Source organism: Deefgea piscis, from assembly GCF_019665785.1.
Taxonomy (GTDB): Bacteria; Pseudomonadota; Gammaproteobacteria; order Burkholderiales; family Chitinibacteraceae; genus Deefgea.
Window position 1 is genome coordinate 2,684,155 of sequence record NZ_CP081149.1, and the last position, 14,623, is coordinate 2,698,777.

The 14,623-nt window shown below is 47.5% G+C and carries 14 protein-coding genes and 1 pseudogene; 2 read left to right on the plus strand and 13 right to left on the minus strand.

Annotated elements, in window-relative coordinates:
• Positions 1-2: 2 nt before the first annotated feature.
• The 6 genes from hisS to ndk form a co-directional block, all read right to left on the minus strand.
• Complete coding sequence (gene hisS, locus K4H25_RS12520; protein ID WP_221020820.1) at positions 3-1,271, minus strand: histidine--tRNA ligase; 1,269 nt, start codon at positions 1,269-1,271, stop codon at positions 3-5.
• 82 nt (positions 1,272-1,353) lie between these two features.
• A complete protein-coding gene (ispG, locus tag K4H25_RS12525; protein ID WP_221020821.1) occupies positions 1,354-2,628 on the minus strand; it encodes a flavodoxin-dependent (E)-4-hydroxy-3-methylbut-2-enyl-diphosphate synthase in 1,275 nt (424 codons plus the stop codon).
• A gap of 4 nt (positions 2,629-2,632) precedes the next feature.
• Positions 2,633-3,529: a RodZ domain-containing protein gene (locus tag K4H25_RS12530; protein ID WP_221020822.1), complete on the minus strand. Its 897-nt coding sequence runs from the start codon at positions 3,527-3,529 to the stop codon at positions 2,633-2,635.
• On the minus strand, positions 3,522-4,256 hold the full coding sequence (gene pilW / locus K4H25_RS12535; protein ID WP_221020823.1) for a type IV pilus biogenesis/stability protein PilW: 735 nt from the start codon (positions 4,254-4,256) through the stop codon (positions 3,522-3,524). Before pilW ends, K4H25_RS12530 begins: the two co-directional genes overlap by 8 nt.
• Positions 4,253-5,386 (minus strand): dual-specificity RNA methyltransferase RlmN, encoded by a 1,134-nt coding sequence (rlmN, locus tag K4H25_RS12540; RefSeq protein ID WP_221020824.1) that lies wholly within the window; start codon positions 5,384-5,386, stop codon positions 4,253-4,255. The genes pilW and rlmN overlap by 4 nt, the downstream gene beginning before the upstream one ends.
• A 98-nt stretch (positions 5,387-5,484) precedes the next feature.
• Positions 5,485-5,910, minus strand: a complete 426-nt coding sequence (gene ndk, locus K4H25_RS12545) for a nucleoside-diphosphate kinase (protein WP_173531864.1) — start codon at positions 5,908-5,910, stop codon at positions 5,485-5,487.
• Between the two features lie 268 nt (positions 5,911-6,178).
• On the opposite strand from ndk, the gene K4H25_RS12550 reads away from it, so the two are divergent.
• Complete coding sequence (locus tag K4H25_RS12550; RefSeq protein WP_221020825.1) at positions 6,179-6,940, plus strand: SPOR domain-containing protein; 762 nt, start codon at positions 6,179-6,181, stop codon at positions 6,938-6,940.
• 44 nt (positions 6,941-6,984) lie between these two features.
• On the opposite strand, the gene K4H25_RS12555 is transcribed toward K4H25_RS12550, so the two are convergent.
• The 7 genes and pseudogenes from K4H25_RS12555 to K4H25_RS12585 all read right to left on the minus strand — a co-directional run bounded on the left by K4H25_RS12555 (position 6,985) and on the right by K4H25_RS12585 (position 12,875).
• A complete protein-coding gene (locus K4H25_RS12555; RefSeq protein ID WP_255587621.1) occupies positions 6,985-7,461 on the minus strand; it encodes a LysR substrate-binding domain-containing protein in 477 nt (158 codons plus the stop codon).
• 18 nt (positions 7,462-7,479) lie between these two features.
• Positions 7,480-8,412, minus strand: coding sequence for an IS5 family transposase (locus K4H25_RS12560; protein ID WP_221020333.1), 933 nt, complete (start codon positions 8,410-8,412; stop codon positions 7,480-7,482).
• Between the two features lie 68 nt (positions 8,413-8,480).
• A pseudogene (locus K4H25_RS12565) lies at positions 8,481-8,981 on the minus strand (LysR family transcriptional regulator); the annotation flags it as partial.
• 1 nt (position 8,982) lies between these two features.
• Positions 8,983-9,501 carry a disulfide bond formation protein B gene (locus K4H25_RS12570; protein WP_221020826.1) on the minus strand — a complete coding sequence of 173 codons (519 nt, stop codon included), beginning with the start codon at positions 9,499-9,501 and terminating at the stop codon, positions 8,983-8,985.
• Between the two features lie 28 nt (positions 9,502-9,529).
• Positions 9,530-10,705 carry a patatin-like phospholipase family protein gene (locus tag K4H25_RS12575; RefSeq protein WP_221020827.1) on the minus strand — a complete coding sequence of 392 codons (1,176 nt, stop codon included), beginning with the start codon at positions 10,703-10,705 and terminating at the stop codon, positions 9,530-9,532.
• Positions 10,706-10,984: 279 nt separating this feature from the next.
• A complete protein-coding gene (locus K4H25_RS12580; protein ID WP_221020828.1) occupies positions 10,985-11,281 on the minus strand; it encodes a hypothetical protein in 297 nt (98 codons plus the stop codon).
• 145 nt (positions 11,282-11,426) lie between these two features.
• Positions 11,427-12,875: a sensor domain-containing diguanylate cyclase gene (locus tag K4H25_RS12585; RefSeq protein ID WP_221020829.1), complete on the minus strand. Its 1,449-nt coding sequence runs from the start codon at positions 12,873-12,875 to the stop codon at positions 11,427-11,429.
• A 266-nt stretch (positions 12,876-13,141) separates the two neighbouring features.
• On the opposite strand from K4H25_RS12585, the gene guaB reads away from it, so the two are divergent.
• The gene (gene guaB / locus K4H25_RS12590; RefSeq protein ID WP_173531869.1) at positions 13,142-14,608 is read left to right on the plus strand and encodes an IMP dehydrogenase; all 1,467 of its coding nucleotides are present in this window, start codon (positions 13,142-13,144) and stop codon (positions 14,606-14,608) included.
• Positions 14,609-14,623 lie beyond the last annotated feature (15 nt).

Below are 14,623 nucleotides of genomic sequence, written 5' to 3' on the forward strand. Positions count from 1 at the left end.
AATTAAATACTGCGAATCACTTGTGCTAACTGATCTTGCGGCACGATTTCTTGTTTGCCTTGCTGCTCGCCAGTCAGTGTTTTTAAATTAACGGTCTGTGACGCCACTTCACCTTCACCAATCACCACGGCAAAACGCGCACCAGATTGATCGGCTTTTTTAAATTGCGATTTAAAACTACCACTGCCGCCATGATAAATGACATTCAAGCCTGCTGCGCGCAATTGACGCGCCACGGTAAATGCATTTCTCGCCGCGGCTTCGCCTTGATGCACCACGTAAGCATCTGGCAACTGGGCTGGAATCGCTACTTCGTTGATTTCCAATAGCAACATTAAGCGCTCAATACCAATCGCAAAACCAACCGCTGGACAAGGTTTTCCACCTAATTGTTCAACCAAACCATCATAACGACCACCAGCAGCCACGGTACTTTGTGCGCCCAATTGGGTTGTCGTCCATTCAAAAACGGTACAATTGTAATAATCAAGGCCACGCACTAAACGTGGATTTAAGGTATAGGCAATCCCCGCATCGTCAAGCAAGGCTTTGACGGTATCAAAGTGTGCTTTTGATTCTTCACCCAAAAAGTCGATCAGTTGCGGCGCATTTTCAGCCATTTCTTGCAAGGCTGGATTTTTGGTATCCAAAACACGCAATGGGTTGGTATAGAGCCGGCGCTTGCTGTCTTCATCAAGGATATCGATATACCCTTCCAAATATTGAATCAACTGGGCGCGATGCGCCGCGCGCTCTGCAATATCACCCAAAGAATTGAGCTCTAAACTCATTCCCTTCAAACCAAGACGTGGCCATAAATCGGCCAGCATCACAATCACTTCGGCATCGACATCCGGCGTTGAAAAACCAAATGCCTCAATACCCATTTGGTGAAACTGACGATAGCGTCCCTTTTGTGGACGCTCATGACGGAACATTGGGCCGGTGTACCAAAGACGCTGAGTTTGATTGTAAAGTAAGCCGTGTTCAATGCAGGCTCGTACGCAACCGGCGGTCCCTTCTGGGCGCAACGTCAGTTTTTCACCGTTAAGGCTGTCTTCAAAGGCGTACATTTCTTTTTCAACGATATCGGTATGCTCACCAACACCACGAATAAATAAATGTGTTGATTCAACAATCGGCATCCGAATCTGGCTATAGCCATAAGCGGCTAACCATTCTCGAGTTACTTGTTCAAAAAACTGCCAGCGACTTGATTCTTGCGGCAGCACATCATTCATGCCGCGAATACCTTGGATGGTTTGAGCCATATTTTTATAAACTTTAAATTAAATCAAGAAAGGGTATTTGATTGCAGCCCAATAAATAATATGGCTACGGAGCAATACCCGTTCAAATTGAAGTTAATGGAATAATTTTTGCGACCTGTTCACGCCGTTTTGATCCACCCACAGCGTAATGCGTCATCACATAACGCTCAACAATGGCCTGAAACTCAACGGCCACATTATCACCCTTGAGCGTGACGTCTTTTTCGCCATCGATGTAAACCGGACACACCGGCACTTCACCGGTACCCGGCAAACTAATCCCAATGTCGGCCAGCTTAGATTCACCCGGACCATTGACTACACAGCCCATGACCGCGACCTTCATCTCTTCAACACCCGGATAGTCTTTACGCCACACCGGCATTTTTTCACGCAAAAAGCTTTGAATGTCTTGTGCCAACTCTTGAAACACGGTTGACGTGGTACGGCCACATCCTGGGCAAGCCGTGACCAAGGGCGTAAAACTACGCAAACCCATGGTTTGCAATAATTCTTGCGCCACAATCACTTCTTTAGTGCGATCGCCATTGGGCTCTGGCGTCAACGAAATCCGGATCGTGTCACCAATCCCTTCTTGCATCAAAATCGCCAAAGCGGCACTCGATGCCACAATCCCTTTGCTACCCATGCCCGCTTCAGTCAAACCCAAATGCAATGGGTAATCACAGCGCGCACCCAAATCGCGGTATACCGCGATCAAATCTTGCACATGGGACACTTTGCACGACAGTAAAATTTGATCGGGTGATAAGCCCCACTTCACAGCTTGTTCAGCCGATTCGAGCGCCGACACAATCAAGGCTTCGCGCATTACCGCATCGGCACTCAATGGTTGTGAGCGCTTGCTATTTTCGTCCATCATCCGCGCCGCAATGCTTTGATCGAGCGATCCCCAATTCACGCCAATGCGCACCGCTTTTTTGTACTCGATAGCTTTTTCAATCATCGACGCAAATTTTTCGTCGCGTTTACTGCCTTTACCCACATTACCCGGATTAATCCGGTACTTCGCCAAGGCCTGCGCGCAGTCTGGATAATCACGCAATAAGCGATCGCCATTGTAATGAAAGTCGCCCACCAACGGAACTTTACAGCCCCAGTTCTCTAGCTTGGTTTTAATATTGGCCACTTGTGCTGCGGCTTCTGGGCTATTCACGGTGATACGTACCACCTCAGAACCGGCGCGCCACAATTCAAAAATCTGTCTTGCCGTGCCTTCAGCATCAGCGGTATCGGTATTGGTCATCGACTGCACGACGACAGGATGATCACTACCGACCCAAACATGGCCGACTTGAACTTGACGGGTTTTACGACGTGTAATCAGGCTCGACATACGATTATTTCAATTCCATATTAACCACATCAGAACCGGGCTTGAGATAAACACTCAAATCCACATTTTGACCATTAAAATACAATTGGGTTTTTGGGGCGTTACCGACCTTAACGCGATAAGGCGGCACACCGGCCACAACGCGCTCGTAACCCGGACGAATAATCTCGGACAACACTTTATTGCCATTGGCATCCACAATTTGCACCCAGCTATCGGTCTGCGAGGTAATTTTAATTGCATGCGCTTCTGCCACTGCCGATGCTGTACTCGCAAGCACCGAAACCGCTTTTTTAATCTGTGGTGCGCTGGCAACGGGCAAGGAGGCAGCAAGCTGAGGTGAACTGGCCACAGGCGCAATCGCGCTAGCAGCACTGGCCAATACAACAACTTCTTCTTGTACTGCTGACGCCGGAGTCACATCCACAATCGGCTGACTTTCCATCTCTGGCAAAGCCAACTCAGGATGAGCCGGTTGCTGCAAATACCAAAATACGCCGCCCACACCCAATGCCAAGCCCAAGACGCCCATCAATACCATCGCCGATGGTTGACGCCGACGCTTATTTTTAAATGGAATCGTGCTATTGGTTTCCAAAGGCGCATCGAGTAAAGTGGTCGGAACTTGCTCTGTAGGCAACACCTGCGCCAAATATTCAAGCAAAGGCTCAGGGTCTAAATGCACCAGCCGCGCATAATTACGCACAAAACCTCGGATAAATAAATTGCTTGGCAATTCATCAAAGGCTTCTTGCTCAATCGCCAGCACTTGGCGCACCGCAAGTTTTAATTGATTAGCAACCTGCTCTGGACTTAATTCTAAAGCTTCTCGTGCATTGCGTAATTGTCGACCTGCAGGTAACAAGCTTGCAGTCGATGAAGATTCAAACTGATCAGTCATATTTTCCAATCTGTAACTTAGTGGCTTCTACTGAATCGGGGAAAGCGCTGAGTAATTCTTTGGCATAGCGTTGCTCGGCGGTTTTATTGCCAATGGCACGCTCAACTCTCACACCCAGCCATAGCAATTCAACGGGTGTCGGTTTGCTTGATCGATATAGATCAACAAACAAACGCTTTGCCTCAGGCAAGTCCCCCGACTTTAACATTAAATTACTCAGCTGAAATTTAGCTTGTAAATAATTTGGTCTTTGTATCAGGATTTTTTTATACCACTGCGCAGCCAACGCATTATCTTGATTACTTAAAGCGCAATTGGCCGCCGCCATCATGGTGTTTTCTGGCGTTGGATACAAAGGATCGCTCAGCGCGGTATTAAAATGGGTCTCAGCTTGCTGAACCTGACCATTAGCGCAAAGAAAATTCGCGTAATTGTGGTTCACATCTGAATTACTCGGCTCGATTTTCAAAGCCTGCTTAAAAATATCTGCCGCAGTCGTTTTATCGCCCAAAGCCCAATACGACAAAGCCATCACATTGTAAGCCAAAACATATTTGGCATCGGCGGCAATGGCTTTTTTTGCCTCATCCACAGCAATGGGATATTGCCCAACTTTATAATATTCGGACGCGAGTCGCGTCCTAACGCTTGCGCGAGAATCTTCATTCGCCAGTGCAAAATGACTTAGGCCAAGACACAACGCCACTAGCAATAAAGTATTTTTCACGCATCGCCTCCTGTTTTAAAAATAATCGGCCGAGTTTCGAGCATTTTTTCGGTGCGGCGGGTTTTATCCAAAACCTGCCCCGCCAATTGCCCACAAGCGGCATCAATATCATCGCCACGCGTTTTACGCACGGTAACGATGTAACCCGCTTGCAATAAAATATCGCGGAAGCGATGAATCGCTTCACGGCTTGAACGCTGATAACCGGCATTCGGAAACGGATTAAACGGAATCAAATTAAACTTACACGAAGTCGATCGCGCCAATGCCGCCAATTGATGCGCATGCTCAGGCTTATCATTGATACCATCAAGCATCACATATTCAAAAGTAATAAAATCACGCGGTGCTTTTTCTAGATAACGATTACACGCATCCATCAATTGTTTGAGCGGATACTTTTTATTAATCGGCACAATCTCATCGCGAATCGTATCGTTCGGCGCATGCAAACTCACGGCCAGCGCAACAGGACAATCTTCGCGCAGCTTATCCATTTGCGGCACCATGCCTGAGGTCGATAAGGTAACGCGGCGACGTGACAAGCCATACGCATTGTCATCTAACATCAAACGCATCGCAGCAACCACATTATCATAATTGGCCAGTGGTTCACCCATGCCCATCATGACCACATTCGATACAATCCGTGTATCGTCATTAGTTGCAGTACCGACGCGCGCCGCATCAAAAGAGAGGCGGCGATTGGCCCACCATAACTGACCAATAATTTCTGCAGTCGATAAATTACGGTTAAATCCTTGGCGTGCCGTCGAGCAAAAAGTGCAATCGAGCGCACAACCAACCTGACTGGAAACACATAAAGTACCGCGGTCATCTTCGGGAATAAACACCGCTTCAACCCCGTTGCCCGTGCCCACATCCAACAACCATTTGCGGGTGCCATCTTTGGCAATTTGTTCGGCCATCATTGCCGGTGGTGCAATACAGGCATCGGCAGCTAATTTTTGCCGAAACGATTTAGCGATATCACTCATCGCATCGAAATCCGCTACGCCACGCTGATGAATCCACTTCATCAGTTGCTTGGCACGAAACGGTTTTTCTCCGAGTTGTACCATCAATTGGCCTAGACGCTCCGCATCGTAATCCAACAAATTTATTGCCATGTCTTTATCCACCAAGGCTTACGCCATTTATTTCATCAGTGACGCCCGCTTAGCTAGCCAAGCGAGCGTCTTTACCACCACTACTTACAAGCTAAAACTTAACGTGCGTACACTTCAGCTGCATCGAAAAAATAAGCGATTTCGATGGCGGCATTTTCCAAGCTATCTGAACCGTGTACTGCATTTGCATCAATACTATCGGCAAAGTCTGCACGAATCGTACCGGCAGCAGCATCTTTTGGATTGGTTGCGCCCATCAAATCGCGATTCAATTTCATCGCATTTTCGCCTTCAAGCACTTGAATCATGACTGGACCTGAAATCATGAATTCAACCAAAGCGCCAAAGAAAGGACGCTCTTTATGTACCGCGTAAAAGCCTTCAGCTTCGGCACGTGTTAGGTGCTTTAGTTTCGCCGCAGCGATTTTTAAACCCGCAGTTTCAAAACGATCATAAATTTTACCAATGACATTTTTTGCAACAGCGTCAGGTTTAATAATCGATAGGGTACGTTCAACAGCCATTTTTATCTCCAGTGTGAGTCGTTATTTTCAATTTAACGAAAGAAACTTTGCAGCATAATGTAATTTAAGCTAGCCTCGTGCGAATTATATTTATTTCACGAAGACTGAATTCAAGTCCTATTAAAGCCCCCATAACTAGCGGCAACACAAAAGATGGATCACATCGTATCCACCTAGCCGCAACACAGGGAATTTGAGCAACAGACTTGAAGCCTTAAACCTGAGGCAAATAGCCCAACAGTATAACACCATAGCGAGCACCTGACAGATGAGTGATGGACTTGACCCCATCTTGCAGCAAAAAGAACAGCAGCAATTAAAAACCCAACTCTTGTGGCGACTGGGCATCGCAGCCGCATTGATCGGCATTGTACTTGCGGCCATCGCATGGTTTGATCAAGAACAAAAAAATGCCGTGCCTGAAGTTAAAATCGCCAGTGATGTGGGAACAGCAAAAATCCTCACGCCACTGACTGTGGCATCCGAGATCGAATCGACAGCGCCCAACCCGAGCATCAGCAGTGAAGTGGCAAGCCTGCCAACCCTCGCCCCAAGTCCGAGTCCGAGTCCGAGTCCGAGTCCGAGTCCGAGTCCGAACTCAAGTCTCAGTCACAATCAAACACCGATTCAAGCCATTAGCAATCCAGCCCCCAAGCCAAGCGCAACGACACAGCGCACCGTGGTGGCAGAGCAAACGCGCAGTGAGCCCAAGTCGGATTCGTTGCCAATACCGCTAATGAATGCACCAACGCCCAATGTACCAACGCCAATAGCCACTCGCCAGCCCGTGAAACCGAGCAATAACTACCCTGCAGCAACCACAGGGCAGCAAGGCTATAGCGTTCAAGCTGGCGTCTTTTTGCACGCTAATAACGCCGAAAAACTACTCGTGCAACTACAAACCGCCGGCATTCCGGCTTACCTAGAAACTCGAGTACAAATTGGCCCATTTAAGAGCAAATCACAAGCCGAGATCGCCGTTAAAAAACTGCGGCAGCTTGGCATTGAGCCGGTACTAAGAACGCAATAACGCGACAAAAAAACCGGCTAGCGTGGATTTCTATTTATCACAGACTATGAATTGATCGGCGCATTCGGTAAACGATGAATCGGCTCTAAATCCGATTGCAGCAAAGCTTGTCGTACCGCTTCGATTGCCGCCTGCCGTGGAAAATTACGCCGCCAAGCTAAGATCACACGCCGTGACGGCACTGGCTCGGCAAAAGGGCGTAAGGTCAGCAAAGCTTCATCAGCCACACTCACCGAAGTCGCAGGCAGCACGGTTACACCAATACCACCGGCGACCATATGCCGAATCGTCGTTAATGACGAGCCTTGCAATGTCCGCTGCAAACTCCCCACTGACATACTTTCGCGATTTAAATCGGAGCAGGTTTGCAAAACTTGATCGCGAAAACAATTGCCCGGCGACAATAACAATACATTTTCATCGGATAATTGCTCGGACGACACCGAATCGAGCAATTCCCACTCATGCCCTTTAGGCGTTGCCACGGCTTTGTTGCACAAATCAACTAGAGGGTAAGTCACCCCTAACCCCAGACGGATTTATCCCACTCTTACCGTCATTGGCGTACCCAGTTGCGTGAAGCGATTTAAGATCGCTGCACGCACTTGCAACTCAGCCACCTGACGATCAAAGTCCCGCGCCATCACTCGTTCACCCAATAGTTTGAAGCATTGCATTTTGGTTTCTACCAAGCTACGTCGATGATACCCAGACCATTTTTTCCAGATGGCCCTACCCAAGTATTTGGTCGCCCGTAAGATGTCATTCCGCGCTCTCGCTCCGGCCGTATTTTCTTTCCGAAATTGTGCATTTTTCCGTGTAGGAATAATCGCTGCCGCACCTCTTGCCGCAATGGCATTGTGGCATTCTTTGGTGTCGTAAGCGCCATCACCGTAAATCGCCGCAATCTGTTCAGACTCGGGAATCTGATTCATCAATTCCGGCAAAATGGGCGCATCACCTGTTTTGTTATCGGTGACCTCGATGGCACGAATTTCAAGGGTTTCGGCATCAATGCCGAGGTGAACTTTACGCCACTGCCTACGATATTCAGCGCCGTGTTTTTTGGTTTTCCATTCACCTTCACCGAGCATTTTGATGCCTGTGCTATCGACGAGTAAATGCAGTCCACCCTGACTTTGACGGGCCGGAATCGTGACTTTCAGCGTTTTTTGTCGACGAGAGATCGTGCTCGAATCAGGAACGTTCCAATCTAAGTTGGCGAGCCGAAGTAGGCTTTCAACCATGCCGGTTGCTTGGCGCAATGCGAGGCCAAACAGGCATTTGATGGTGAGGCAGAATTGAATGGCAGCATCGCTAAAAGTGGGGTTTCGTCCGCGCTTGCCAGTGGGCTCAGCAGCCCATTTCAGCGCTGGATCAAGCCAAATCATTAATGCGCCACGCGATTTCAAAGCTGCGTGATAGCTTGGCCAGTTGGTGGTTTTGTATTTGTGGGGTGCTGGTTTGCTCATATCGCTATTCTATATCGCTATTCTACCAGCAGCATTGCGCCGCTGATTTGTGCAACAAAGCCCGTTGCCACGACAAAATCTTCGTCATACAAAGCTTGGGTAGAAATACCCCCTTCGTGAAAAGGCTCAGCCAAAATCGCCAGATCAATCTCACCTTGCTTGAGCATTTCGGCCAAACGCACGGTGTAATCTTCTTCGAGTAACAACTGCATTTGCGGTGCGATACGGCGCAACTGTGGAATCAAATGCGGCAATAAATACGGCCCAATGGTGTAAATCACGCCTAAGCGTAAAGCCCCAGCCAGCGGATCTTTACCCTGCTCGGCCAGCTGCTTCACCATCGACACTTCCTCAAGCACGCGCTGCGCCTGCTCAACGATGCGCTCGCCGCTTGGCGTTACCGTAACCTCACCGGCTGCGCGCTCAAACAGCACTACACCCAACTCTTCTTCTAACTTTTTCACGGCGACCGACAAGGTAGGCTGCGATACAAAACAGCTATTGGCTGCGCGCCCAAAGTGACGCTCACGCGCCACAGCAACGATGTAACGTAATTCAGTCAATGTCATCTCAAAGACCTCGGCGACGAATTTCAAGCAAACGGATTTTAGCCAAATACGACAAAGGCACTAAAAAGCCGACAAAGGCCACCAGCAGCCAAAATGGCATCGACATGCCAAACAAAGAAAAATCCACGACCGAGCAATCACCAACTGGACGAATCACCGCCGAAATCCAAGCAGGTAAAGCATTTAAATCAATCGGAAATGGCAAACTAGACGCACAATTAACCCCCGTTTCAGCCGGCGCATATTGCAGCATTAAATGCCACACGGTGATTCCTGCACCCCATAATGCCACTGCAGCATAAACGCCAGAAAACCACATTACCCCGCGCCTTGTAGTCGGCTGCCAGATTGCAGCAAGCAAACTCAGCAAACCCAATGTAATAACCAATAAGCGTTCGTAAACACAAAGTAAACATGGCATAAGCCACTGATAAAACTGGTGATAAAGTGCAAACCCCATCATGCCGACACAGAGCAAAAACAGAGCAAAAAACCCCACACGCCAACGCAACAAAGCCATGCCCAAACTCCGACAAGATAGAAAATAACTATTCTACGCTGCTTGCCTTAGAATTTGCAGCCAAAAAAACACTCAGCTCAGCTTCTTTATCCATCGCATCTCGATAGCCCAATCGAATCAACTGCCGCAAATACGCCTGACTAAATAATAAATAACTCGCCACCACCGAACCCTGCCGTCGAAAAGCCCCCAATCCGCCCAATAAAAATCGCATTCCCAATGGAAAATCCCGGCTAAAACTTAAAGTTAATTTTTCTAGCGGCTTGGATGGAGAAATACTTAGTACCTCAATCGGGTGCAGTTCTAGCTGCCCCGTACGCCGAGCCTCCAGCGGCACATAAGACAAGGTTCGATTAATTCGCGTCATCCGCTCCAAATCGGTATCCAAACTATCGAGAAACACACTATTAAACAGCTGCCCTGTCACTTGCGCCAAGGTGGGATAAGACGGGCTATGCTGCCGCGCAGGACCATCATCGGAGTGCGGCGCGACCCCTATGACTAACACGCGTCGAGCGCCCAAATGAATCGCCGGACTCAAAGGGGCGATTTGCCGAACCGAGCCATCACCAAAATACTCACGATGAATATGCTCGGCCGGAAAAATAAGTGGTATAGCGCTAGAAGCCATTAAATGCGAGACATTGAGCTCAGTACGTACCCCTACTCGCTTCGCTCTCGACCAAACAGACAGATCATCCGCACCTTGAAAAAAAGACACCGACTGCCCACTGCTATAACCCAACGCCGAAATCGCCACCGCACGTAAAGCACCACTCTGGATATGCTGTTCAATTTGGCTAAAATCCACTTCACGAGTCAATAAAGCACGCAAAGGGGCATTATCCAAAAAGGCCCGCGGATTTCGCTGGCCCAAACCACCACACAATAAAGCCAACAACCAATGCGCTGCCGTTTTACTTAAATACGGCAAATCAGCCATATAAATCGATTCACCCTGCAAACCTTGCCACATCCGCGCCAATTGCAGCACCGCACGATGAAAATCTCCCGCCCCTACCGCCATCGCTGCGGCATTGATCGCCCCCGCTGAAGTACCGCAGATAATCGGAAATGGATTTGGACTACCGCGTGGCAATATTTTAGCTATCGCCAGTAACACACCGACTTGATAAGCCGCCCGCGCGCCACCACCGGACAAAATAAGTGCCGTGTTCGACGTGTTTGAGAGAATCGCTTTCATCGCTGAGATCTCCTGCCAAGCAACCGATCAACAATCACCGAGAACAGCAACGACAATCAGCATGCTTCGCTAAAAGCACTGCGCTCATTGGTCGATACCTTAAAACATCAAACAGCTAAAGCCATCCGCAACATTCCCTCAAGCCAAAGCATTGCTGAGAAAAATTCCAAAACTAGTCGGCCGAAGCGGATTATAAAAAATTTCAATAAAATTTTTAGCGGCCGATTTTTAATTTATTATCTGATATATATGAGAAAATTTATATCGATATACTGATAATTATTTTTTAAATTTACTCGCTAGGCTACTAATCCATTTGATGACAACCTCGAATAAATGGGAAAGATCATTAGCCGCATTTGGATTGTATACCTCTATTTGCGCATAAGGTATATCACAATTAAAAACTGAAATTGCATCATTTTCATTAGCGGCATATATTATATAGCCATCAACTTCAAACCCTTGAGCAAGCAACAGCTCTTTATTGGCAAAAAATTGATCTTGATCGGTAGGCAAATAGCGAATTTCACTCTTCGCCTCGATATTTCTTTTAAAAAACTGATATGTTGGCATTTAAAACTCCTTAAATTGCAAATGCTGATCGTTTTCGCAAAATTGAACGAAAATTGACAATTACAATATGAATCATAAATAGCTAGCAAGAAATAGTCATATCAAACTTTTTCTGGCCAACTATTAATACACCAAAACGAGTCCACTAAGCATCGGCCATCACGCAATTTCGGCCTGCTGATTTTGCTGCGTAGAGTAATAAGTCAGCTCGCTGGAAAAATTCAGTCTCAGTTTCGCCAGCTTGCAATTGAACCACGCCCAAGCTCATCGTCACGGGGGAGTGTCGCGGCAATGCAAAATCATAATTGGCTACAGCCAAACGCAAACGTTCAGCCAACTCCAACGCCTTCGCCCTCGGGCAATCATCCAATAAAATAATGAATTCTTCCCCGCCCCAACGCGCCAATGTATCGCCAGTACGCACCGTGTGCCGCAAAATATCCGCCACTTTGCGCAACACATCATCTCCGATCAGATGACCAAATTCATCATTAATTAATTTAAAATAGTCAATATCAATCAAAATACCCGATAGTGGACGCGGGCGGCGCGTCAACTCAGTAATTTTTTGCCCCAATACCACCTCAAAAGCCTGCCGATTTAATAACTGCGTTAAGCCATCGGTAGAAGCCAATGCCTCCAAGCTTCGCTGATTTCGATTAATACTATAAATGGCAATACACAACACCAATAAAGTAATCAGTGCAGAAATCAATAAATTAAGCTGAAACATATGCTGCACTGGACGCAAATCAGCCGTTTCATTTTGCTCAACAATTAAATACCACCCCAATTCAGGAATAAACCGGCTATTCACTTGAATCAACTGCCCTTTAAGCTGATAACTTAACTGCGTTGGTTTTAATTGATGATTTAAAATTTTCGCTGCAATGCTACTAATTCCTTCGTGCGATAAAATTGAGTTTCGACCTTGTGCTGAATTACCGGTTAAAACCACTTGACCTAATTCATTCACAAAATAAATATTGCGCTGAAAACGAGTCTCGTACGTTTTTAATAATCGACTCATCGTATCCAAAGTTAAACCAACGCCTGTGGTACCAATAAATCGATTTTGATAATCAAAAATTTGATAATTAATAAAAATCGTTATTTTAGCCCGATTTGCCCAATCGGGATCCACGTTAGTTTCAAACGGTTTATTCATTTCGCGAACGCGAAAATACCAAGCATCACGTGCATCGTCCGATTGAATTTTTTTTAACACACCACTGCTATGGTAATAATTACGACTTTTCTCTGAAACCAAAAAACTGGTAAACGTCCCGTTCTTGGCTTTAACCTCACTTAAATATCGCGTCAATTGTTCAGGATCTTTCTCTCCATTTAACAGCCAGTCCCGCACAAAGGTATCGTGTGCCATTTGCGATGAAATAAACACTGGCCGCAAAATATCTTTTTGAATCTCAGAATAAATACTGTCACCAGTCAACGGCAATGCCGTACCCACAATGCCTTCACGAACCGCATCACGCGACACCAAATAACTAGCAATACTGGTGGTTAAAAACCCCACAATTAACAACACCGCCACCAACAGCAACAATCGCAAACGCTTTGGAAAACTCGGCACACCGCCCCCTTTGGTTTTTTTGCATGATTATTTTTATATGGACGACAGATACTCAATTGAGCGCTTGATTCTCTGTACTCCCAATGCAATGATTACACACTAAGAAAGTGGCAACAGTAATTTACACAGAAAATTTTTAATTTCGATGAAAACAACACGCGAAACCCACGCCGCATTGCGCAGCAGTCACCCTTTTCATAACTAATGCAATAGGCGTGACATCATGGTTTCGGTATAATGCTTTTTTGGCGAAAAGGATTCTACTCATGCGCATCGTGCAAAAAGCCCTTACGTTCGACGACGTTTTGCTTGTACCCGCTCATTCCAATGTTATGCCGCGCGATGTTTCGCTGGCGACGCAATTCACGCGCAATATCCGCCTGAATTTGCCGCTGGTTTCCGCTGCGATGGATACCGTTACCGAAGCCCCATTGGCCATTGCAATGGCACAAGAAGGCGGCATCGGTATCTTGCATAAAAACATGACCCCAGCGCGTCAGGCACAAGAAGTCGCCAAGGTAAAACGGTATGAATCAGGGATTGTAAAAGACCCGATCACCGTTGCTCCCGACATGTTGGTTCGTGATGTATTGCAACTCACACAACAACACAAAATCTCGGGCTTGCCGGTCATTGACCAAGGTTTGCTCGTTGGCATCGTCACCAACCGCGATATTCGTTTTGAAACGCGTCTTGACGTTCCAGTTTCATCAATCATGACGCCAAAAGCGCGCTTGATTACTGTTCGCGAAGGCACCAGCATCGATGACGCTCGCGCTTTAATGCACGAACACCGTCTTGAACGCGTTCTGGTTATCGACGACGCATTCCGCCTTAAAGGCCTCATCACCGTAAAAGACATCATCAAAACCAGCGAGCACCCACTGGCTGCCAAAGATGAACAAGGTCGTTTACGTGTTGGTGCCGCCGTTGGCGTTGGCGCTGGTACTGACGAGCGCGTTAAATTGCTGGTCGAAGCTGGCGTTGACGTGATCGTGGTGGATACCGCACACGGCCACAGCCAAGGCGTACTGGATCGCGTGCGTTGGGTTAAAACCAACTTCCCACACGTTCAAGTCATCGGCGGCAATATTGCCACTGCTGCTGCGGCTTTAGCTTTGGTTGAAGCGGGCGCAGATGCTGTTAAAGTCGGTATCGGCCCAGGCTCAATTTGCACCACCCGTATCGTGGCTGGCGTTGGCGTACCGCAAATTTCTGCGGTAGCCAATGTGGCTGAAGCCCTCGCAGGCACCGGCGTACCTTTGATCGCTGACGGCGGCATTCGCTTCTCGGGTGACATCGCTAAAGCCATCGCCGCTGGTGCGCACATGGTGATGTTGGGTGGTTTATTCGGTGGTACCGAAGAAGCACCCGGCGAAGTTGAACTCTACCAAGGCCGCTCATACAAGAGCTACCGTGGTATGGGCTCACTCGGTGCAATGTCTGGCGCGAACGGCTCATCTGATCGTTACTTCCAAGACAAAACCGCGGATGCCGATAAATTGGTACCCGAAGGCATCGAAGGCCGCGTTCCGTACAAAGGTCCATTGTCTGCCGTGATTCACCAATTGGTTGGCGGTCTACGCTCATCAATGGGCTATCTAGGTTGCGCAACGATTGACGATGTTCACGCCAAAGCTGAATTTGTACAAATCACTTCAGCCGGTATCCGTGAATCACACGTTCATGACGTGCAAATCACCAAAGAAGCCCCAAACTACCATCAAGATTAATCTTGGAATGTTTGG